The following is a 19,313-nucleotide window of genomic DNA, read 5'->3' on the forward strand; positions in this document are numbered from 1 at the left end:
GCCGGGCGGGGGGGCGGCCCTGGCTGCGCCCCAACCTCAAGGGGGGGGGGGGGTGGCCCCACCCCACCACCCCGGGGGGGGCCCCACTCCGCCCCATCCGCCACTCACGCACACCAGCCCCTCCCGCGAGGGGGCCGAGCGAAGGCAAAAGGTATGCCGCTCACCTCGGCGAGGTGAGCGGCATACCTTCTGGTGGTGCTGGCTCAGGGAGCGTAGATGTACTTCATGCTGCCGACGTTCGTCAGCGTGCGCGTGTTGTAGTTGTACGCGCCGGCGAGGGCGTTCATCTCGACGATGGTGACCTGGTCGCCGTTGACCGCGGTGACCCAGCCGACGTGGCCGGCGCTCGACGAACCGTAGACGCCCGGCTGCAGGACCACGATGGAGCGGACCCGCGGCACGCTGCTCACGGTGTAGCCGGCGCTCGCCGCACCGGACGCCCAGACCAGGGCGTTACCGGTCCAGCCACCGGGGTAGTAACCCTCGGACTGGTACCACTTGTTGAGCGCGCCCCACGTGCACTGGCCGGCGGTGGCCCAGTTGTGGGAGGAGCGGACGCCCGAGGAGGCGGCCGGCGCGTTCGTGGAGCCGACCGAGGCGTTGGTGCCGACCTTGGCCGAGTACGTCGACGCGGTGAGGGTGGTGCGCGTCGCGGAGCGCGACGCTGCGGCGCGGGCCTCCGCGGCGGCCTTGGCCTCGGCGGCAGCCTTGGCGTCCGCTGCGGCCTTCGCCTCGGCGTCGGCCTTCGCCTTGGCCGCGGCCTCGGCGCGCTGCTCCTTGACGACGAGGTCCTCGATGACCTGCGGCTTGGTGGGGGCCTTCGGGGCGGCGTAGCCGATGGCGGCGAGGGCGTTCGTCGCCTCGACGGCGGCGGACTTCGGCCCGACGGTGCTCGGGGCCGTGGAGACGGCCTGCTCGACGGTGCCGGTGCTGGGGCGGCTCACCGTCTCGGCGCTGGCGGGGCCCGCGACGGTGGCGATGATGCCTCCCGCTGCGGCGACCGTGGCTGCGCCCTTCATGACCGGCTGGGCGGATTCCTTGGCGATGAGCCGGAGCTCGTCTAGGGGGTTGTGTCTGCCTGGCGCGCGGTGGCGTCCGGGGTGGCGCTTTGTTGTCACGTGGTACCTCACGGGCCGCCTACGGAGTTAGCTGTCGGGTTCGGGCGGAGGTGCTGCCCGGCCCGCGCTGCGAGCGTGTCTGTGCTCACCGCGAGGGCTTCACCCCAAGAGCGCCGGAGCGCCCGGGAGATGGGTCCCCCACTCCTGCCAGATGGAACGTAGAGGGGCCTTGGGCAGCAGGCAGGACTCGGCGGACCACCCTCGGCACCGGCTCTGGGATGAACCGGCGGGCCAAACACTAACCGAGCTTTCTACGGATGTCACGTTTGTGTAACGCGCCTGTGGGTATCGCGTGTCAGCCCCGGCGACGAAGGTGGTTCTACGGCTGCAGACGACGAATTCGCCTCAGGATATGGACAAGACGTCGTCGAAGCGGCGCATCACCGGTCAGGCGGTGTTCCCGGTGCCGGGCCGGAGCCGGGCCAGCCGGGCCTCGAGCGACGGCACCCGATGGGCATTGCCGGGAAGCTTCACGTAGCGCTCGCCATGGACCGCGAGGAGTGCATCGTCGAGCCGCCGCACCGCGCCGGGCGGGTACTTGTAACCCATCCGGGCGCTGACCTCTCCCTCGTCGACGGTGGCGAGCACCTGCTCGAGCTGCTCGACGGTGCTGATGCCGAGGTCCGCGAGCAGGCCGGAGATCCAGTCGTAGTGGTCGCTGCGGGACCAGCCGGCGTCCGCGTAGGTCGTCGCGAGGAACTTCGCGAGGTCCTGCGCGCCGATCCGGGGCCCCGAGCGCCGCGGCACCCCCACGAGCTCATCAGTCACCTCCGCGGCCTCGGCCGCCTCGGTCTCGTCGTCCTCCTCGTCGGGCTCCTCGGGCAGGGCCAGCTGCAGCCGGTCGCGGATCGCCGCGAACTCCCGGTCGGCCAGGTCGAGCAACCCGGCGGCGAGCGTGAAGCGCCGGTCGAGGTCGGAGGCGTACTCCTCCGGCACCGTCCCCTTGTAGCGGATGTCGTGCTCGAACTCGGCCCACGCGTGCTGCAGCACGGTCCGTACCTGCACCGAGGCGGCGAGCCGCCGGAGCGGTTCGTAGGCGGAGGGGATGCTCCGGCTCGCGTCGACCGCGACGAGCAGGTGCCGGCTCGAGTAGCCGAACCGGCCCGCGCGAGCCGTCTCGAGACCGAGGTCGCGGTCGTCGAGGACGGCCAGCTCCTGGGCCAGCAGCTCGGCGACGGCGTCGACGTCACCGAGGACGTAGGTGATGACCCGGACGCCGATCTCGTCGGTGATCTCCTCGCGGATGAGCGCGTCGAGGTCGGTCCGGTGCGGCTGGGCGCACAGGATCCGCTCGGCCTTGCCCGCGAAGGACTCGACGGTCTTCGTCCGCCCCGTCACGGTCAGGTAGTTGATGCCCGCGTCGTCGAGCTGGTCGGTGACCATCTCGACGAACAGGCGCGTCGCCACCTCCAGCTGGGGACGCCGCTCGGCGTAGGCCGCCGTGGCGCGTCGAACGGCGGCGCGGCGCTCGCGGGAGCTGGCACGTGTCATGCGCCCCATCCTGCCGGGTCACCGGCCCGCCGCAGACAGAACCTCCGCAGCGATTCGGGCGTCAGCTCGTCGGCGAGGGCGAGGTAGCGCTGGGCAGCCTGCTCCCGCAGTCCCGTTCGCCACGCGAGGTCCGCGAGAGCCAGCCGCGCGTCACGCCGGGCGTATGCCGCTCCGCCGGCTGCCAGCTCGAGCAGCGCGGTCTCGACGTGGCCGAGCTCGTCGGCGTCTTCGCGCGCGAGGGCGCGGTGCATGCGGGCGGCGAGCTGCGCGACGGTGACCGCCGGGGAGGGCCAGACCCGTTCCAGGCCCTCGTAGAGGGTGACGATCATGTCCCAGTCGGTCTCGGCGAAGCTGGGTGCGATCGAGTGGAGCCCGGAGATCGCAGCCTCCAGCGTGAACCGCCCCGGGCTCTGCTCCGGTCGAGTTGGCACCGCCCGTCGAGAGGTCACGTCCTGCAGGTCCATCGCGGCGTGGGCGTCGGCCAGCCCGGCGGCCAGCAGGTCCTGGTCCCACCGGGAGCGGTCCACCTCGTCGAGCGCGAGCGCCGTCCCCGTGTCGTCGACGCGGCCAGGGCGCCGGGCGAGGGCGAGCCGGACCACGGCCCGGAGGCCGCGGACCTCTGCGTCGTCGGGCAGGGTCGCGACGAGCGCGTCGGCCATGGAGAGGGCCTGCCGGCCGGTGTCCGCGAGGGCGTCAACGGGGTCGAGCGAGGTGCGGTGCGCCACGGTGAACATGCCTGCGACGCAGGCGAGCACGACCGGCAGCCGCCGCTCGCGCTCGGCCACGGGGGGGACCCGGAACTCGCCGCGGGCCTCACGGAGCGTCTTCTTCGCTCTGGTCAGCCGGGCCGCGGCCGCAGTGTCCTGGATGCCGAGGTGTCCAGCGATCTCGGGGACGGTCAGGCCGCACACGACGCGGAGCGCGAGCACCAGCTGGCTCGTCTGGCTCAGCTCCTCGTCGCACGCGACATAGAGGAGGGCGAGCCGGTCGTCGAGGCCGGCGCTCGCGGCGAGCGGGTCGTCGGGGTCGTGGGTCATGGCGGTCTCGTCCACGTCGGGTTCGGCGAGCTGGGGGGCCAGCCGCGCGAGGGTCGCGCGACGGCGCTGCTCGTCGAGCCAGGCCCGTTTGCCGACGGTGATGCACCAGGCGGCCAGCGAGTCGATGGGCCCCGGGTCGGCGGCGGCGCGCGCGAGGGACTCAGCGGCATACTCCTCCGCGTCGTCGAGGCTGCCCGTCAGGGCGGCAAGGGCGCGGACGATGCGCGGCCACGCGTCCGCGAACTCCTCCGGGGTCGGCCGCATGCGGTCATTCTCGCCGCGGCCGACCCACGGCGTCAGTGGAGCGATGTCACATCCCGGTCGGGAAGACCTTGCGCCACTGGATGTGACCCCTCGTCGGGACGAGTGCCGCGATCCGCTTGGCGAGGTCCGGGTCCTCGGTCTCGACCATGTAGAAGCCGGTGATGACCTCGGTTGTGTCGGTGAACGGGCCGTCGGTCCAGACCGCGTCCTCGACCTGGCGCTCGCCCTGGCCGGGCGTCACGGTGCCACCGAACTTCGAGTTGTTGAGGGCGGCGCCGCCGACGATGCGGGCGCCGAGCTCGGCGACGGCCTTGGCGAAGGCCGCGTGCTCCGCGAAGGCGGGCTCCGGGCCGCCGGCCGCGGGGATGTAGCCCTCCGGGTCCCAGTCGGGCTCGTGGATGAGGTAGACGTACGTGTCGGCCATGGTCGGCTCCTTGCTGGTCTCGGTGACGGCTCTCGTCACATCCTGCTGACGAACGAGCGCCGGGGGAATCGACATCCGGTGCCGGGCGGCTCGTCCTATTTCGCGGTGAGGACGTCGGCGAGGTCGTAGCTGACCGGCTCGTCGAGCTGGGCGAAGGTGCACGACGTGGGGTCGCGGTCGGGCCGCCAGCGGACGAACTGGGCCGTGTGCCGGAAGCGGGTGCCCTCCATGTGGTCGTAGCGGACCTCGACGACGAGCTCGGGCTTGAGGGGGATGAAGGACAGGTCCTTCTGGTTGTTCCAGCGGCTGTACTCGGAGGAGCGCGGGGTGCGGACGCCCTCCTCGGGCTTGGCCCAGTTCCACGGGTGGTCGTCCCACTCGGAGACGAGCGACTGGAGCTCGGTGAAGAGCTCCTTGCGGCGCGCCATCGGGAAGGCGCCGATCACGCCGACGCTGGCAAGGTTGCCCTCCGCGTCGTAGAGGCCCAGCAGGAGCGAGCCGATCGCCTCGGGGTCGGCCTTGTGGGTGCGGTAGCCGGCGACCACGCAGTCGGCGGTGCGCTCGTGCTTGATCTTGAACATCGTCCGCTTGTCCGGCTCGTAGCGGCCGTCGACCGGCTTGGCGATGACGCCATCGAGGCCGGCGCCCTCGAACTGCTCGAACCAGTCCTTGGCGGTGGCCCGCTCGCTCGTGGCGGGGGTCAGGTGGATCGGGGGCTGGGCGTCGGCGAGGGCCCGCTCGAGCGCGGCCCGGCGCTCGTGGAACGGCCGCTCGAGGTAGGACTCTCCGTCGAGCGCGAGCAGGTCGAAGGCGACGAAGCTCGCCGGCGTCTCGGTCGAGAGCTTGCGCACCCGGGAGGCGGCCGGGTGGATCCGCTGCTGGAGCATGTCGAAGTCGAGCCGGTCGCGATCCTCGGGCCGGACCAGGACGATCTCGCCGTCGATGACCGCGTTGTCCGGGAAGTTCGCCTTGACCGCCTCGACGATCTCCGGGAAGTAGCGCGTCATCGGCTTCTCGTTGCGGCTGCCGATCTCGACCTCGTCGCCGGAGCGGAAGATGATCGAGCGGAAGCCGTCCCACTTGGGCTCGTAGAGGACGTCGCCCTTGACCGCGCCGAAGTCCTTGACGGCTTTGGCAAGCATGGGTGGCACGGGCGGGGGGACCGGGCCCCAGAGCTTGCGCAGGTCGGCGTCGCGCTCGGCCTTGGGGGCCATGTACTCGTGGTCCGCCTTGTCGGTGCGGCGCTTGCTCGGCTGGACGCGCGGCGGCTCGCCGGGCATCTTGGGGTAGTCCGGCGGGAAGTTGAGCTCGCCCAGGCCGCGCTCGTTGACGTCCTTGTCCCACAAGGAGATTGCCGCCGCGACGTCGCCCACGGCGTCGTCCATCGCGGCCCACGGGTTGCCGCCGTCGGCGACCATATCGGGGACCGACCGGACGGTCAGCGTGGTCGGGTCGATGGTGCGCAGGTCCTCCCACGTCACGGGGGTGGAGACGGGTGCCCCGGGCAGCGGCCGCGGTGACCAGGCCGACGCGATGGTCCGGTCACGGCTGGCCTGGTTGAAGTCGACGAAGACCCGCTCGCCGCGTTCCTCCTTCCACCACGAGGTCGTGACGAGGTCGGGCAGCCGTCGCTCGAGCTCGCGAGCGATGCCGATGACGCCGTGCCGGACGTCGAGGAACTCGTGGGTCGGGGCGATGCGGGCGTAGACGTGGACGCCACGGTTGCCGCTTGTCTTCGCCCACGCGGTCAGGCCGATCTCTGCCATCACCTCCCGGAGGGCGAAGGCCGCCTCGACCGCGTCGGCGAAGCCACGACCCGGCTGCGGGTCGAGGTCGATGCGCAGCTCGTCCGGCTTGTCGACGTTCCCGGTGCGCACGGGCCAGGGGTGGAAGGTGATGGTGTTCATCTGCACCGCCCAGATGGCGGTGGCCACCTCGTCGATGACGAGCTGCGGGTGGCGGCGGCCGGACGGGTAGGTGACGTTGACGGTGCGGGAGTAGTCGGGGACACCACGCGGCGGGTTCTTGGAGAAGAACTCCTCACCCTCGATGCCCTCCGGGAAGCGCTGCAGCGTCACGGGGCGGTCCCCGAGCGCGGCCAGGAGCGGATCGGCAACCGCCACAACGTAGTTGGCCAGGTCCAGCTTCGTCACGGGCTGACCGTCCGCCATGCCCACCCCGGGCCAGAGGACCCGCTCCGGGCTCGAGACACGCACCTCCCGCGTCCCGTCGGGACCGGGGACCTCGAGCACGGCGGCTTTGTCGCTCACCTCGCCGATCGTAGGCGCACCCACCGACGCCCGCCTCCCTCCCGCCGATTCAGGAGCCCATCTCCCCGGATCGAGAGCGCAGTAGTCCGAATCGAGAGTGCGTCTTGATTCAGAAGAGTGCACTGTCGATGTGGAAAGGGAAATCTCGATGGTGGGAAACTTGGCTCTCGATCAGTCTGCGAGGGTGCGAGTCCTGGCCATCGACTCGATCGTGAAGGTCGCGAGCCGGTCGGGGTCGGCGACCAGGTCGATCGCCGTGATCTGACCGGTCGCGTCGTCGAGCGTGAAGAGGAAGGCGACCTTCGGGACGCCGTGGAGCGACCACACCGCGGCCGGTGCGCCGTCGACGAGGACACGGCGTGCCGCCTTGGCCTTGCCGCAGAAGAAGTCGGCCACCTCGGAGCCGCCACCGACCAGCGCGGGCGAGCCCATCGCCGCGGCGGCCACGTCGGACCGGAGCACGGCATCGGGGTGCAGCAGCTCGACGAGGCGCGTCAGGTCCCCGCCCTGCGAGGCGTCGAGGAAGGCCGTGACGACCTCTCGATGCGCCGGGTCGGAGGGCGACGGGCCGGTCGGGTCACCGCCGTGCACCCGCCGTCGGGCCCGGGACGCGAGCTGGCGCGCCGCCGCAGGAGAGGTGTCGAGCACGGAAGCGACCTCGTCGAACGGGATGGCGAACAGGTCGTGCAGCACGAAGGCCAGCCGCTCCGACGGCCCCAGGCTCTCGAGCACGACGAGCAGCGCGACGCTCACGGAGTCGGCGAGCTCCGCCCGCGCCGCCGGGTCGGCTGCGCTGTCACCCGAGGCCGAGGCGCCGAGCGACTCGACGACCGCCTCCCCGTCCGGCTCCTCGCGCCGGGCCGAGCGGCTGCGCAGCAGGTCCAGGCTCACCCGCGAGACGACGGTCGTGAGCCACGCGCGGAGGTTGTCGATGGAGCCGCGGTCGGTGCGCTCGAGCCGGAACCAGGCCTCCTGCACCGCGTCCTCGGCGTCCTCGGGCGAGCCGAGCAGGCGCATCGCCACCCGCGCCAGATGGTCACGGTTCTCCTCGAATTCCTCGGCCAGAGCCGGCGTAGCGTTCATCTCGTGCTCCTGTCACATCCGCGGGTTGCGATCCGTCATGGAGTTTGACGAGCCAGAGCGGCCCGTTGTGACAACCCCCGGACCCACGATTCCAAGGAGCGAGCATGTCCACCACTCCGGCCATCACCACGAACGGCCTCTTCAGCATCATCTACGGCGTCTCCGACCTGGAGCCCACGAAGTCCACCCTCACCGCCCTGCTCGGTGAGCCGCCCCACGACTCGGCGTACTACGTCGGCTGGCAGTCGGGCGGCGTCCAGATCGGCCTCGACCCGCACGGCGCCGCCAAGGGCGCGTCAGGACCGGTGCCGTACTGGAACGTCGACGACATCGACTCCGCCCTCGCGTCGCTGAAGGGCGCCGGCGCCACCGTCGTGCAGGAGCCCACCGACGTCGGCAGCGGCATGAAGGTCGCGCTGGTGCGGGCCGGCGAGGGCAGCCTCGTCGGCCTCGCCTCGGCCTGAGACCACCCATCCGGTATGCCGCTCAGCCAGCCCCAGGACCACCGCGCGGTCCGCCCCGGGGCTGGGTGAACGGCATACCCATCCGCTCGTCAAATCCTCCTGTGCAACGCCCCCGACGGACGAGAGTCCGGGGTCAAATCGGGCATTAGCGGACATACCCTCCCAAGGTCAAGCCCCGCGGCAAAATTGCAGGTCAGCGACATCCCCGACGTCCTGTTCAACGCCGTCCGGTGATGGCACGCTATGCCCCGTCGGGCACCATCGCCCGTCCACGAGAAGGAGGCACGATGAGCGAGGCGACCGTCGCGGTGAAGCTGAGCTTCGGGAACATCGCGTTCGACTGTCGGGAGCCGGTGGAGCTGGCGCGGTTCTATGCAGGACTGCTCGGTGGAGAGGTCGACGCGGACCCGGAGGGGGACTGGGTGTCGCTGCAATGGGACGGTCCGGACCTCGGCTTCCAGCACGCGCCCGACCACGAGCCACCGAGCTGGGAGGACGGTGAGCTGCAGGCCCACATCGACTTTCTCGTGGAGGACATCGAGGCGGCGCATGCGCAGGTCCTCGAGCTCGGCGGCCGGGCCGTCGACCCGACGACCGACCCGAAGCGGGGCGAGGAGCGGGGCTTCCGGGTCTACGCTGACCCGGCCGGGCACCTGTTCTGCCTCTGCCGGCCGAGCCCCGACGCCTGGCGCTGAGTGCGCACCGGGCTGGTGCGTCTCAGCCCTGGTAGCCCTCGACGATCCCCGGCGGGCGCACCTGCGCCTCGTCGGGGTTCTGGTCGAACTCGCGCTTGGCCCGGCGCTGCCGCAGCAGGTCCCAGCACTGGTCGAGCTCGACCTCGATCCGACCGAGCCGGTCCTGCTCCTCGCCTCCTTGGATGGAGCCCGCCTCGCGGGCGGACCGCAGCCGGTGTTCCTCGCCGATGAGGTGCTTGATGTGCTCCTGGATCGAGGCGTCGTCAGCCATCCCGCCACTATTGCACGGCGGAGCGGGGACGGGACCAGCCCGGAGCGCTCGACTCAGCGGGCGTTCTCGTCGGGCTGGTGGATGCCGAAGGTGTTGCCCTCGGTGTCGAGGTAGTAGCCCTGCCACGCCATCCCGGGCAGGGCCGTCTTGGGCAGGGCAACGGCGCCGCCGGCGTCAAGGATGCGCCGCTCGGTCGCGTCGTAGTCGTCGACGGCCATGGTGCAGACGTAGCTGTTCGTGCCCTGCTCGGGTGCCGGCGCCGCGGCCGGGCGGGGCAGCAGGCCACCGTTGATGCCCATCTGGTCGGTCGGGCCGGTGGTGATGCCCCAGTAGGGGGAGCCGCTGACCTGGCTGTAGTCCTCATAGGTCCATCCGAAGACGTCGGCGTAGAACTTCTTGGCACGTTCCAGGTCGTCGGCCTGTATCTCGATGTGGACGACGCGTGACATGTGACCTCCTTGGCGTGGCTTCCCAACCGACGGTAACGACCGGACGCTCGTTCGGCCAGACCGCGCCATCCTCACCCCCTGCTGCGCCTGAGGCAGCAGGGGGCCAGTGCGCGGGACAGGAAGGGTGGGCCGCATACCGATCAGGGGGAGGGGACCGAGCGCTCAGTAGCCGCTACTACCTTGGACGGTATGACGAACGCTGACGTCTCCGTCTCGGCGCTCGCATCCCGCTGGAACGGCGAGAGCCACACCGACGACCTCGACGGGCCGGTCCACTGGGTCGACTTCGGCGCTCCCCACGGGGATGACCGTGCACCCGTGCTCCTCGTGCACGGCCTCGGCGGCTCCCACCTCAACTGGGTGCGCATCGCACCGGCCCTGACCGACGACCGCCACGTCGTCGCCATCGACCTCCCGGGCTTCGGCCTCACCCCCGGAGCCGGGCGGCGCACCACGGTCCAGGCCAACGCGCGCCTGCTCGGACGGTTCATCGACGAGGTCCTCGGTCGCCCGGCGGTGCTCGTCGGCAACTCGATGGGCGGGATGGTCTCCGCCCTCCTCGCCGCGAAGCGACCCGAGCTCGTGACCGGACTCTGCCTCGTCGACCCCTCCCTGCCGCTGGTGCACCGGCACCAGGACCCGCTCGTCGCCGCCCAGTTCGCCCTCTTCTCTCTCCCGTTCCTCAGCAACACCTATCTCGAGCGGAACCAGCGCCGCTACAGCGCCGAGGAGCAGGTCCGTCGGACCCTCGCGCTCTGCTTCGCGGACCGCACCCGGATCGACCCCGATGTCTTCGAGGCGGACATCGTGCTCGCCGAACACCGCGCCACGCTGCCAGGCGTGCACAGCGAGTTCCTCGGTGCCGCCCGTTCCCTCGTGCGCGTCCTCGCTCGGGGGAGGACGTATGCCGCACACCTGCGCTCCATCGCGCGCCCCGTGCTGCTGGTGCACGGTCAGCAGGACCGGCTCGTGCCCTTCGCGGCAGCGGAGGCGACCGCGGCCGCAAACGCCCGCTGGGACACACTGTTCCTCGCCGGCGTCGGCCACGTGCCGCAGCTCGAGGTGCCCGACCTCGTCCTCGAGCGGCTCGTGCCCTGGCTCGACGGGATCCGCCGGGCCTGACGCGCAGGGGCGATATGGGCCGCGGGCGGGCGTCAGTCGGCGGTCACCGCGTGGTGCGCGGCTCCTCGACGCACTCGGCATAGCGGCGCAGCAGGTCGGGCCACTCGGTGTACTTCTGCCGCTCCGCGATGTTGCCTGCGGTCCAGCCGTCCTGCGTGAGGGTTACCCGCGTCTCTGCACCGGCCGGGCTCGGCTCGAACTCGATGAGAAGCCGGGTCGGGTGCTCCCGGTCGAGGGCGAGCCAGAACGACATCGAGAACCGGCGTCCCGGCTCGTACTCCATGACCTGGCCGATCGGGTAGCGAACCCCGTCGGTGTGCTCGAAGACGACGTCCTCTCCCGGCCCGCGCGGCACGTGCACGGTCCCGAAGGTGTGCGGCGCCGCCGTGAGACGGGGATCCCACCACCTGCCGAAGTCCTCGGTGAAGACCTGGAAGGCCCGCTCAGGAGCTGCGGAGACGACGACGGAGTGCACGATCGGCTCGTCCATGCCTCTCGACCCTAGCCATCTGCGCTCACGCCGGAGCACCATTGGTTTCCGGAGAAATGCCGGACCAGGAGAGGTCACCCGCGGTAGCGTGGCCTGCCGCGCAAAACCGGTCGCCTCGTGTCAGACCCGGGCAGTAGCGTGGAATGCCCGAACGCCCGCGCAGCGTTGCACTGGCGTCGTCGCCGTGCCCGAGCCGCTCTTCGACGCGGCCCCCCTCATCCCCATCGACGAAAGGGTCCATCTCGTGGCCCAGACCTACCCAACCCAGACAGAGCTCCCTGACAAGATCGACGCCGCTGTCCTCAAGGTGGCCGGCGTCGTCGTGCTCGGCGCCATCATGTCGATCCTCGACATCACGGTCGTCAACGTGGCACTGCCGACCTTCGTCCAGGCGTTCTCGACCGACCCGACCCACCCGATCGAGTACTCGACGGTGGCGTGGACGATCACCGCCTACACGCTCGCGCTCGCGACGGTCATCCCGCTGACCGGCTGGGCCGCCGACCGCTTCGGCACCAAGCGCCTCTACATCCTCGCGCTGCTGCTCTTCACCGCCGGCTCCGCCCTCTGCGGGCAGGCGAACTCGATCGGCATGCTCATCGCCTTCCGGGTCCTCCAGGGCCTCGGCGGCGGCATGCTGATGCCGCTCGGCATGACGATCATGACCAAGGCGGCCGGCCCACACCGGATGGGTCGACTCATGGCCATCCTCGGCATCCCGATGCTCCTCGGCCCGATCTTCGGCCCGATCCTCGGCGGCTGGCTCATCGACCACTACTCGTGGCACTGGATCTTCCGCATCAACATCCCGATCGGCATCGTCGCCATGCTCTACGCGGCCTGGGCGCTGAAGAAGGACCGGCCCGAGCCGTCCGAGTCGTTCGACGTCATCGGCATGCTGCTCATGTCACCGGGTCTCGCGCTCTTCCTCTACGGCATCAGCTCGATCCCCAGCGAGGGCACGTTCTTCGCCAAGAAGGTCGCCATCCCCGTTACGATCGGCGTGGTCATGCTCGCCGCGTTCGTGGTCTACAGCTTCAAGCCGAAGCACCCGCTGCTCGACCTGCGGCTCTTCGCGAATCGCAACCTCACGGTCGCGATCCTCACGATGTTCCTCTTCGCCGCGTCGTTCTTCGGCGCGCTGTTCCTCGTGCCGACCTACTTCCAGCTCGTCCGTGGTGAGCTGCCGGTCGACTCCGGCTGGCTCGTCGCCCCACAGGGGCTCGGCGCGATGGTCACCATGCCGATCGCGGGTGCCCTCGCGGACCGCTTCCCGATCGGCCGGATCGCACCGTTCGGGCTGCTCGTCATCATCGGCGGCATGTTCGCCCTGACCCAGGTGACCGCGGACACGTCCTACTGGGGCTACCTCATCCCGGTCCTGTTCATCATGGGCCTCGGCATGGGGGCGACGATGATGCCGATCATGACCTCGGCGCTCAAGACACTGCGCGCCCACGAGGTGGCCCGGGGCTCGACCCTGCTCAACATCACCCAGCAGGTCGCGAGCTCCATCGGTGTGGCGGTCATCTCGGTCGTCTACACGAACTACCTCAACGCCAAGCCGCTCGCCGGCGCCGCCATCGCGGCGCGCCACGACCCGGCCATCCTCGAGAAGATCGGTGGCCAGGCGGGTATGTCGCAGGGGCTGTCCGAGGCGGCCCACGCCTTCGCGCAGACCTTCCTCATCGGCGCGATCCTGGTCAGCCTGACGATCATCCCGGCGCTGTTCCTGCCGCGGAAGCACGAGGTGTCGCACCTGCTCGAGGCCGAGGCGGAGGCCCCGCCCGTCATGCTCCACTGATCCTTGCCGGCTCGCTCCCGCGCGGCGGGGGCGGGCCTGGGCGAGAATGGGGCGATGGCTACGCAGAGCTATGACATCGCGGTCATCGGTCTCGGCCCGGGCGGTGAGCACGTCGCGGGCGAGCTCGCCTCGGCGGGCCTGTCGGTCCTCGGCGTGGACCATCGCCTCGTCGGCGGGGAGTGTCCCTACTGGGCCTGCATCCCGTCGAAGATGATGGTCCGCGCTGGGGGCTCCCTCGCCGAGGCCCGGCGCGTGCCGGGGCTGGCCGGGCACACCGGCGAGGTCGTCCCGGACTGGGCGCCGGTCGCCAAGCGGCTCCGGGACGAGGCGACCGACGACTGGGACGACCGGGTCGCGGTGGAGCGGCTCACCGACAAGGGCGTGACGTTCGTGCGCGGCACCGGCCGCATCGTCGACGCCCACGAGGTCGAGGTCGATGGGGAGACCTACAGCATCGGTCGCGGCATCGTCGTCAACACCGGCACGAACCCCTTGATCCCTCCCATCGAAGGGATCGAGGAGGTGGACCTCTGGACGAACCGAGACCTCGTCGAGGCCCGCGAGCTCCCGCGCTCGATGGTCATCCTGGGTGGGGGCGCGATCGGCTGCGAGTTCGGCCAGGTCCTCGCCCGGTTCGGCGTCGCCGTCACGATCGTCGAGTCCGGCCCCCGCCTGCTCGCGACCGAGGAGCCGGAGGCGTCCGACCGGCTCCAGAAGGTCTTCGAGTCGGAGGGCGTCCAGCTGCGGCTGGGCGCGACCGCTACGAAGGTCACCGGCGGGGACGGTGAGGTCGAGCTCACCCTCGAGGACGGCTCCACCGTCAGCGGTGAGCGCCTCCTCGTCGCGACCGGCCGCCGGGTCGACCCAGCCGCGACCGGTCTCGACCGCGTCGGCGTCGATCCCACTGCGCACAGCGTCCCGATCGACGACCGCTGCCGCGTCACGGACGGCGTCTGGGCGGTCGGCGACATCACCGGCAAGGGCGCCTTCACCCATGTGTCGATGTACCAGGCGGGGGTCGTCGTGCGCGACATCCTCGGTCAGGACGGGCCGGCCGCCGACTACCGCGCCCTGCCCCGGGTCACCTTCACCGAGCCGGAGGTCGGCGCCGTCGGCCTCACCGAGGCGAAGGCGCGCGAGCAAGGCATCGACGTGCGCATCGGTTCCGTGCCCGTCCCGAGCACCAGCCGCGGCTTCGTCCGGGGCCCGGGCAACGAGGGGATCATCAAGCTCGTCGAGGACGCCTCGCGTGGCGTGCTCGTGGGCGCGACGACCATGGGGCCCGCGGGCGGGGAGGTGCTCGGCGCCGTCTCGGTCGCGGTGCACGCCGAGGTTCCCGTCGAGACCCTCCGCTCGATGATCTACGCCTATCCGACCTTCCATCGCGGGATCGAGACGGCCCTCGCCGACCTCACGTGAGCGGTCGCTCGACGTGCCGGGAAGCAGAAGGGTGGGTATGCCGTTGAGCCCGGGGGAGCGGCATACGACATCGTCGGGGCTCGGATCTCGGCACAGCGCGTTGTGGAACGCGGCTCCGCGTGACGTGGGATATTGACCCACCGGACGAACAAGAGAGGGATGGGTGGGCATGACAGAGATCGACCTGAGCGGGGACTGGGACCTCGACCCGAGCCATACGCGGATCGGGTTCTCCGCGCGGCATGCGATGGTGACGACGGTGCGGGGGTCGTTCAACGACGTCGACGGGCACTTCCACGCCGACCTCGAGGACATGACCAAGTCGACGGCGGTGGTGCGGCTGAAGACGGCGAGCGTCGACACCCGCAACGACCAGCGCGACGAGCACCTGCGCAGCGCGGACTTCTTCGATGCCGAGCGCTGGCCGGAGATCGTCTTCGAGAGCACCAACATCGAGGAGCTCGGGGAGCGGGCCTACAGCGTCAGCGGCAACCTCACGATCCGCGACATCACCCGTCCGATCGTCGTCCCGCTCGAGCTGATGGGCGTGCAGACCGATGCCTACGGCAACGTCCGGGCGGGCTTCGAGGGGAGCCGTCGGGTCAACCGGCGCGACTTCGGACTGGAGTGGAACGTCGCGCTCGACGCGGGTGGCGTCCTCGTGTCCGAGAAGATCTCGCTCGAGTTCGAGATCTCGGCCATCAAGCGGCAGGACGGCGAGGAGCAGCAGGGCGACTGACGCCCGTCGCGTCGGGCGGCCCTCCCCGGGGCAAGATGACCTCATGGCCCTGGCCGTCTGCCTGCTCTTCGACCGCCGAGGCGACCGCCTCATGCGGGAGCTCTGGGCGCGCCTCGAGGAGAGCGGCATCCGCACCCTCCAGTCCCACACGCACGGCCGGCACCTGCCCCACCTGTCGTATGCCGTGATGCTCGACTGGGACCTCGACCGGGTGCGCGATGCGCTGGGGGCCCTGCCGCCGGCCGAGCCGTTCGAGCTGAGCTTCCATGGCACCGTCGCCTTCCCGCGCGGCCGTGCGGCCCTGGTCCCGGCGGTGTCGGTCGACATCGTGCGCCGGCAGGAGGAGGTGGCGACCGCCGTGGCGGGCGCGGGCGGGATGCTCCACCGGCACTACGAGCCGGGGTCGTGGGTGCCCCACGTGTCGCTCGCCACCGGTGCGACAGGCCTGCAGCTGCCGATCGTGGTCAAGGCGGTCGCCGACGTCCTGCCCCTGTCCGTCATGGTCAACCGAGCGATCGTCATCGACAGCTCGACGGGTCAGGCCTGGCCACTGCCCCACCTGCTGTAGTCGTCGCCGTCCAGCGCCTCGGGGTCGCTGCGGAGCAGCGGCTCGAGGGCGAGCAGGATGACCAGCGCGGCGAGGGGGATGAGGTCCCACGGGACGCCGAGCAGGACGACGCCGAGCACGCCCAGCGTCATGCTGCGGCGGGGCAGCGCGAGGGACTGTGCCGCGAGCGCCAGCAGGGCCAGGAAGGACGCCGCGAGCAGGATCGGCCCGCCGGCGAGGAGCCACTGCGGGGCTCCCGCGGTCGCGACCGCACCACCGATGCCGCGCACGAGAGCGACCCAGGTGGTCAGGCCGGTGCCGGCGATGGCCCCCACGAGGGCGAGCGTGGCGAGGCGGTGACGACGGGCCGCGGTGGTGACGGTCACGTGGCGCAGGCCCGCGGCGAGGCCGACGAAGGAGAACACCGACGCGATGAGTGCCGCCTGCGCGAGGAACCAGATGACGCCGCTGCGCCCGTGCTGCCCGAGGTCGTCGAGCCAGACCAGGATGCCGTGGGCGAACAGGAGCATCGGCGCCGTGAGCACGAGCTCGCGTGCCGCATCCGGCAGGGTCGCGGGCACGGCGGGGACCCGGGGGAGAGCGGCGGAGAGGACGGTGCTGGTGGTCCGGTCGGTCCGCGGCGTCCGGTGGGGCAGGGTCGGGAGTGCCATGCTCCGAGCATTTCGGGATCCGGCCGGCGCTTCCATGGGGGACGACCCCGGTTGGACCCTGCCTCGACCCTGAGACCCTGCTCAGCCCAGCTGAGCAGGGTCTCAGGGCGCCGTGCAGGGCAGAGTGATCCGGCGTAGCCACCGCTCCTCTGAGTCAGCGGAGCGGCGCGCGGGTGAGTCGGCCGCCCCGGGCCTGCCTCACGCTGCGACGGGCAGGTGCTCCTCGAGGAAGGCGACCGTGCGATCCCACGCCTGGGCCGAGGCGGCTGGGTGGTGCCAGGGCAGGTCCGGGTTGTCGAAGGCGTGGTCGGCGCCCTCGTACTCGTGGAAGACGGTGGTCGGCGAGGCCGTCACGGCCGCCCGGATCTTCGCGACCGCCTCCCGGTCGATGAACGAGTCGGCCGTGCCGAAGTGGTGCAGGCTCGGCACCGTCACCCGCGGGGCGATCTCGAGCAGCAGGGGAAGCGCGGAGCCGTAGTAGCTGACGAGGGCCTCGACCGGCGCCTTGGCGGCGATGTTGAAGGCGAGCCCGCCGCCGAAGCAGAACCCGAGCAGGCCGATTCGCCCCGCGACCTCGTCGCGACCGCGCAGCCACCGCACCGCGGCCACCCCGTCGCGAACAGTCAGCGGCCAGTCGAGCTCGTTGGCGAGGGCGATGCCCCGCTCGAGACCGCCGTCGCCCTCCTCGACCGCGCTGACGCCCAGGCGCCAGAAGAACTCGGGTGCGAGCACGACATAGCCGAGCGCGGCCAGGTCCTCGGCGCGGCTCAGGATGTAGGGGCTCAGGCCGAAGATCTCCTGGCACAGCACGATGCCGGGACCCGTGCCGGAGGCCGGGAGCCACAGTCGTGCCGGCATCTCGCCGGACTCGGTCGGGATGAGGACGCGTTCGCTCATGGGCGCAAGTATGTCGGTGGGTGATCCGCGCTCACGACAGGCCGGGACCGCGTCACCGCAGGATCTTGGCGAAGCTGTCGACGAGCAGGTGCACGTCGTCCTCGGCGATGACGATCGGTGGCGCGAGGCGCACCGTGGAGCCGTGCGTATCCTTCATCAGGACCCCTTGCTCCATCATCCGTTCGCAGGCCTCTCGTCCGGTCATGACCGTGGGCGTGATGTCGACCCCGGCCCAGAGGCCCCGCACGCGCACGGCGTCCACACCCCGGCCGACCAGCTCGCCGAGCCCCTCGTCGAGCAGTTTGCCCAGGCGTCGCGCCTGCTCCTGGTACTCGCCCGTCCTGAGCAGCCCCACGACGGCCCGCCCGATCGCCGCGGCGAGCGGGTTGCCGCCGAACGTCGAGCCGTGGCTGCCCGGCGTGAAGATCCCGAGCACCGACCGGTCCGCGACGACGGCCGACACCGGGACGATCCCGCCCCCGAGGGCCTTGCCGAGGATGTAGACGTCGGGGACGACGTCCTCGAGGTCGCAGGCGAACGTCGTGCCTGTCCGGCCCAGCCCCGACTGGATCTCGTCGGCGAGCATGAGGACGTCGCGCTGACGCGTCAGGTCGCGGACCTGCCGCAGGTATCCGGGGGGCGGCACGATGACGCCGCCCTCGCCCTGGATCGGCTCGAGGAGCACGGCGACCGTCTCGTCCGTCATCGCCGCCTCGAGGGCGTCGATGTCTCCGTACGGCACGATGTCGAAGCCCGGCGTGTAGGGCCCGTAGTGGTCGTGCGCGGCCGGGTCCTCCGAGAAGCTGATGATCGTCGTCGTGCGGCCGTGGAAGTTGCCGGACATGACGATGATGCGGGCCCGGCCGTCGGGCACGCCCTTGACCTCGTACCCCCACTTGCGGGCCGTCTTGATGGCCGTCTCGACCGCCTCGGCGCCGGTGTTCATCGGCAGGACCAGCTCCTTGCCAGCGAGGGCGGCGAGGTCCCGGCAGAACGGGCCGAGCTGGTCGCTGTGGAAGGCCCGGCTCGTCAGGGTGAGCCGGTCGAGCTGTTCGTGCGCCGCGGCGACGAGGGTCGGGTGCAGGTGCCCGAAGTTGAGTGCCGAGTAGCCGGCCAGCGCGTCGAGGTAGCGGCGGCCGTCGACGTCCGTCACCCAGGCGCCCTCGGCGTGGGCGATGACGACAGGCAGGGGATGGTAGTTCGCCGCGATCCACTCCTCGGCGAGGGACAGGTGCTCGGACGACTGGCTCGTGGCCCCGGGTGCGTGCATGACCTCACTGTCTCCCGTCCCCGGCGGTCCGACAAGCAAAACGGCCCCACCTGATGTCCGCGCAGGCACGGCCGAAGACCCGAGGGGTTCGGCTGAACCGCACCGCGGGCTGTGTCGTGTAACCGGCGTGAGGCCGTCGATCGACCGGATCGGCGGAGGGCACCAGGAGGTTCGGATGCGACTCAGGACAGTTCTGCCGACCGTGACGCTTGGATTGTTCCTCGCGGCGTGCGGCAGCAGCGCCGGCGGGACGTCGACGTCGGGACAGGCGGCCGGCGGCGGTAGCGGTGCCGCCACGGGCGGCGGCTCGAGCATGGCGGTGTCGGCCCTGATGACCCGGTCGACCTCGCTCGGCTCGGTCGTCACCGACGGCAACGGTCGAACCCTCTACAAGTTCGACAAGGACAAGCAGGACGCGACCTCCAGTGCGTGCAAGGGCGTCTGCCTTTCGCTCTGGCCCCCGGCGTACGAGGCGTCGTCGATGCCGAAGCTGACCGGCGTCACCGGCAAGGTCGCCACGATCACCGGCCCGAGCGGGCAGAAGCAGCTGACCCTCAACGGCTGGCCGCTCTACTTCTACTCCGGTGACAGCAGCGCCGGGGACGTCACGGGCCAGAACTTCCAGGGGATCTGGCACGTCCTCACCGCAGCAGGGGCCCCGGTGATGGCGGCGGCCACCTCTGGCGGCAGCAGCAGTAGCAGCAGCAGCGGAGGCGGCGGTGGTGGCGGTGGCGGTGGCGGGTACTGACGCCGCTCCACTCGTCGAGTGAGCGCTCCGTCCCACGGGT

The 19,313-nt window shown here is 71.1% G+C and carries 20 protein-coding genes and 1 riboswitch; of the genes, 8 read left to right on the forward strand and 12 right to left on the reverse strand.

Annotated features, from left to right (window positions below; translation table 11 throughout):
* Positions 1-203 precede the first annotated feature (203 nt).
* The 6 genes from ACTHJJ_RS15035 to ACTHJJ_RS15060 all read right to left on the reverse strand — a co-directional run bounded on the left by ACTHJJ_RS15035 (position 204) and on the right by ACTHJJ_RS15060 (position 7,687).
* On the reverse strand, positions 204-1,118 hold the full coding sequence (locus tag ACTHJJ_RS15035) for a CHAP domain-containing protein (protein ID WP_440303751.1): 915 nt from the start codon (positions 1,116-1,118) through the stop codon (positions 204-206).
* A 2-nt stretch (positions 1,119-1,120) separates the two neighbouring features.
* Positions 1,121-1,287, reverse strand: a riboswitch (cyclic di-AMP (ydaO/yuaA leader).
* Positions 1,288-1,505: 218 nt separating this feature from the next.
* Positions 1,506-2,618 carry a GTP pyrophosphokinase gene (locus ACTHJJ_RS15040; protein WP_440303752.1) on the reverse strand — a complete coding sequence of 371 codons (1,113 nt, stop codon included), beginning with the start codon at positions 2,616-2,618 and terminating at the stop codon, positions 1,506-1,508.
* Positions 2,606-3,910: a DUF6596 domain-containing protein gene (locus tag ACTHJJ_RS15045; protein ID WP_440303753.1), complete on the reverse strand. Its 1,305-nt coding sequence runs from the start codon at positions 3,908-3,910 to the stop codon at positions 2,606-2,608. Before ACTHJJ_RS15045 ends, ACTHJJ_RS15040 begins: the two co-directional genes overlap by 13 nt.
* Before the next feature lie 46 nt (positions 3,911-3,956).
* Positions 3,957-4,334, reverse strand: a complete 378-nt coding sequence (locus ACTHJJ_RS15050) for a YciI family protein (protein ID WP_440303754.1) — start codon at positions 4,332-4,334, stop codon at positions 3,957-3,959.
* 95 nt (positions 4,335-4,429) lie between these two features.
* Positions 4,430-6,604, reverse strand: a complete 2,175-nt coding sequence (locus tag ACTHJJ_RS15055; protein ID WP_440303755.1) for an ATP-dependent DNA ligase — start codon at positions 6,602-6,604, stop codon at positions 4,430-4,432.
* Between the two features lie 171 nt (positions 6,605-6,775).
* Positions 6,776-7,687, reverse strand: coding sequence for a sigma-70 family RNA polymerase sigma factor (locus tag ACTHJJ_RS15060; RefSeq protein ID WP_440303756.1), 912 nt, complete (start codon positions 7,685-7,687; stop codon positions 6,776-6,778).
* 104 nt (positions 7,688-7,791) lie between these two features.
* Between ACTHJJ_RS15060 and ACTHJJ_RS15065 the strand changes: the two genes are divergently transcribed.
* Positions 7,792-8,151 (forward strand): VOC family protein, encoded by a 360-nt coding sequence (locus ACTHJJ_RS15065; RefSeq protein WP_440303757.1) that lies wholly within the window; start codon positions 7,792-7,794, stop codon positions 8,149-8,151.
* Between the two features lie 287 nt (positions 8,152-8,438).
* Positions 8,439-8,846, forward strand: coding sequence for a VOC family protein (locus ACTHJJ_RS15070; protein WP_440303758.1), 408 nt, complete (start codon positions 8,439-8,441; stop codon positions 8,844-8,846).
* A 22-nt stretch (positions 8,847-8,868) separates the two neighbouring features.
* On the opposite strand, the gene ACTHJJ_RS15075 is transcribed toward ACTHJJ_RS15070, so the two are convergent.
* Both ACTHJJ_RS15075 and ACTHJJ_RS15080 read right to left on the reverse strand, forming a co-directional pair.
* Positions 8,869-9,117: a DUF2630 family protein gene (locus ACTHJJ_RS15075; protein WP_440303759.1), complete on the reverse strand. Its 249-nt coding sequence runs from the start codon at positions 9,115-9,117 to the stop codon at positions 8,869-8,871.
* 53 nt (positions 9,118-9,170) lie between these two features.
* Positions 9,171-9,566, reverse strand: a complete 396-nt coding sequence (locus ACTHJJ_RS15080; protein ID WP_440303760.1) for a VOC family protein — start codon at positions 9,564-9,566, stop codon at positions 9,171-9,173.
* Positions 9,567-9,755: 189 nt separating this feature from the next.
* On the opposite strand from ACTHJJ_RS15080, the gene ACTHJJ_RS15085 reads away from it, so the two are divergent.
* Positions 9,756-10,688 carry an alpha/beta fold hydrolase gene (locus ACTHJJ_RS15085; protein ID WP_440303761.1) on the forward strand — a complete coding sequence of 311 codons (933 nt, stop codon included), beginning with the start codon at positions 9,756-9,758 and terminating at the stop codon, positions 10,686-10,688.
* 43 nt (positions 10,689-10,731) lie between these two features.
* On the opposite strand, the gene ACTHJJ_RS15090 is transcribed toward ACTHJJ_RS15085, so the two are convergent.
* Positions 10,732-11,178, reverse strand: a complete 447-nt coding sequence (locus ACTHJJ_RS15090; RefSeq protein ID WP_440303762.1) for an SRPBCC domain-containing protein — start codon at positions 11,176-11,178, stop codon at positions 10,732-10,734.
* 184 nt (positions 11,179-11,362) lie between these two features.
* Between ACTHJJ_RS15090 and ACTHJJ_RS15095 the strand changes: the two genes are divergently transcribed.
* The 4 genes from ACTHJJ_RS15095 to ACTHJJ_RS15110 all read left to right on the forward strand — a co-directional run bounded on the left by ACTHJJ_RS15095 (position 11,363) and on the right by ACTHJJ_RS15110 (position 15,708).
* Positions 11,363-12,982 carry a DHA2 family efflux MFS transporter permease subunit gene (locus tag ACTHJJ_RS15095; RefSeq protein ID WP_440303763.1) on the forward strand — a complete coding sequence of 540 codons (1,620 nt, stop codon included), beginning with the start codon at positions 11,363-11,365 and terminating at the stop codon, positions 12,980-12,982.
* A gap of 54 nt (positions 12,983-13,036) precedes the next feature.
* Entirely contained in the window at positions 13,037-14,401 is a 1,365-nt protein-coding gene (locus ACTHJJ_RS15100) for a dihydrolipoyl dehydrogenase family protein (RefSeq protein ID WP_440303764.1), read from the forward strand.
* Positions 14,402-14,570: 169 nt separating this feature from the next.
* Entirely contained in the window at positions 14,571-15,140 is a 570-nt protein-coding gene (locus ACTHJJ_RS15105) for a YceI family protein (protein WP_440303765.1), read from the forward strand.
* Between the two features lie 43 nt (positions 15,141-15,183).
* The gene (locus ACTHJJ_RS15110; RefSeq protein WP_440303766.1) at positions 15,184-15,708 is read left to right on the forward strand and encodes a 2'-5' RNA ligase family protein; all 525 of its coding nucleotides are present in this window, start codon (positions 15,184-15,186) and stop codon (positions 15,706-15,708) included.
* On the opposite strand, the gene ACTHJJ_RS15115 is transcribed toward ACTHJJ_RS15110, so the two are convergent.
* The 3 genes from ACTHJJ_RS15115 to rocD all read right to left on the reverse strand — a co-directional run bounded on the left by ACTHJJ_RS15115 (position 15,678) and on the right by rocD (position 18,525).
* Entirely contained in the window at positions 15,678-16,358 is a 681-nt protein-coding gene (locus ACTHJJ_RS15115; protein ID WP_440303767.1) for a hypothetical protein, read from the reverse strand. The genes ACTHJJ_RS15110 and ACTHJJ_RS15115 overlap by 31 nt on opposite strands.
* A gap of 198 nt (positions 16,359-16,556) precedes the next feature.
* Entirely contained in the window at positions 16,557-17,255 is a 699-nt protein-coding gene (locus ACTHJJ_RS15120; RefSeq protein WP_440303768.1) for a dienelactone hydrolase family protein, read from the reverse strand.
* Between the two features lie 52 nt (positions 17,256-17,307).
* Positions 17,308-18,525 carry an ornithine--oxo-acid transaminase gene (gene rocD / locus ACTHJJ_RS15125; RefSeq protein WP_440303769.1) on the reverse strand — a complete coding sequence of 406 codons (1,218 nt, stop codon included), beginning with the start codon at positions 18,523-18,525 and terminating at the stop codon, positions 17,308-17,310.
* A gap of 175 nt (positions 18,526-18,700) precedes the next feature.
* Between rocD and ACTHJJ_RS15130 the strand changes: the two genes are divergently transcribed.
* Positions 18,701-19,273, forward strand: coding sequence for a COG4315 family predicted lipoprotein (locus ACTHJJ_RS15130; RefSeq protein WP_440303770.1), 573 nt, complete (start codon positions 18,701-18,703; stop codon positions 19,271-19,273).
* The last annotated feature ends 40 nt before the right edge of the window (positions 19,274-19,313 follow it).

The sequence above is a fragment of the Intrasporangium sp. genome (genome assembly GCF_051961875.1).
GTDB lineage: Bacteria > Actinomycetota > Actinomycetes > Actinomycetales > Dermatophilaceae > Intrasporangium_A.

Coding starts and splice junctions, on each gene's coding strand:
- ACTHJJ_RS15060 (WP_440303756.1), bottom strand. CDS start 7,687: ATGAACGCTACGCCGGCTCTGGCCGAGGAATTCGAGGAGAACCGTGAC.
- ACTHJJ_RS15115 (WP_440303767.1), bottom strand. CDS start 16,358: ATGGCACTCCCGACCCTGCCCCACCGGACGCCGCGGACCGACCGGACC.
- rocD (WP_440303769.1), bottom strand. CDS start 18,525: ATGCACGCACCCGGGGCCACGAGCCAGTCGTCCGAGCACCTGTCCCTC.
- ACTHJJ_RS15070 (WP_440303758.1), top strand. CDS start 8,439: ATGAGCGAGGCGACCGTCGCGGTGAAGCTGAGCTTCGGGAACATCGCG.
- ACTHJJ_RS15100 (WP_440303764.1), top strand. CDS start 13,037: ATGGCTACGCAGAGCTATGACATCGCGGTCATCGGTCTCGGCCCGGGC.
- ACTHJJ_RS15075 (WP_440303759.1), bottom strand. CDS start 9,117: ATGGCTGACGACGCCTCGATCCAGGAGCACATCAAGCACCTCATCGGC.
- ACTHJJ_RS15105 (WP_440303765.1), top strand. CDS start 14,571: ATGACAGAGATCGACCTGAGCGGGGACTGGGACCTCGACCCGAGCCAT.
- ACTHJJ_RS15040 (WP_440303752.1), bottom strand. CDS start 2,618: ATGGGGCGCATGACACGTGCCAGCTCCCGCGAGCGCCGCGCCGCCGTT.
- ACTHJJ_RS15045 (WP_440303753.1), bottom strand. CDS start 3,910: ATGCGGCCGACCCCGGAGGAGTTCGCGGACGCGTGGCCGCGCATCGTC.
- ACTHJJ_RS15090 (WP_440303762.1), bottom strand. CDS start 11,178: ATGGACGAGCCGATCGTGCACTCCGTCGTCGTCTCCGCAGCTCCTGAG.
- ACTHJJ_RS15085 (WP_440303761.1), top strand. CDS start 9,756: ATGACGAACGCTGACGTCTCCGTCTCGGCGCTCGCATCCCGCTGGAAC.
- ACTHJJ_RS15130 (WP_440303770.1), top strand. CDS start 18,701: ATGCGACTCAGGACAGTTCTGCCGACCGTGACGCTTGGATTGTTCCTC.
- ACTHJJ_RS15065 (WP_440303757.1), top strand. CDS start 7,792: ATGTCCACCACTCCGGCCATCACCACGAACGGCCTCTTCAGCATCATC.
- ACTHJJ_RS15080 (WP_440303760.1), bottom strand. CDS start 9,566: ATGTCACGCGTCGTCCACATCGAGATACAGGCCGACGACCTGGAACGT.
- ACTHJJ_RS15120 (WP_440303768.1), bottom strand. CDS start 17,255: ATGAGCGAACGCGTCCTCATCCCGACCGAGTCCGGCGAGATGCCGGCA.
- ACTHJJ_RS15110 (WP_440303766.1), top strand. CDS start 15,184: ATGGCCCTGGCCGTCTGCCTGCTCTTCGACCGCCGAGGCGACCGCCTC.
- ACTHJJ_RS15050 (WP_440303754.1), bottom strand. CDS start 4,334: ATGGCCGACACGTACGTCTACCTCATCCACGAGCCCGACTGGGACCCG.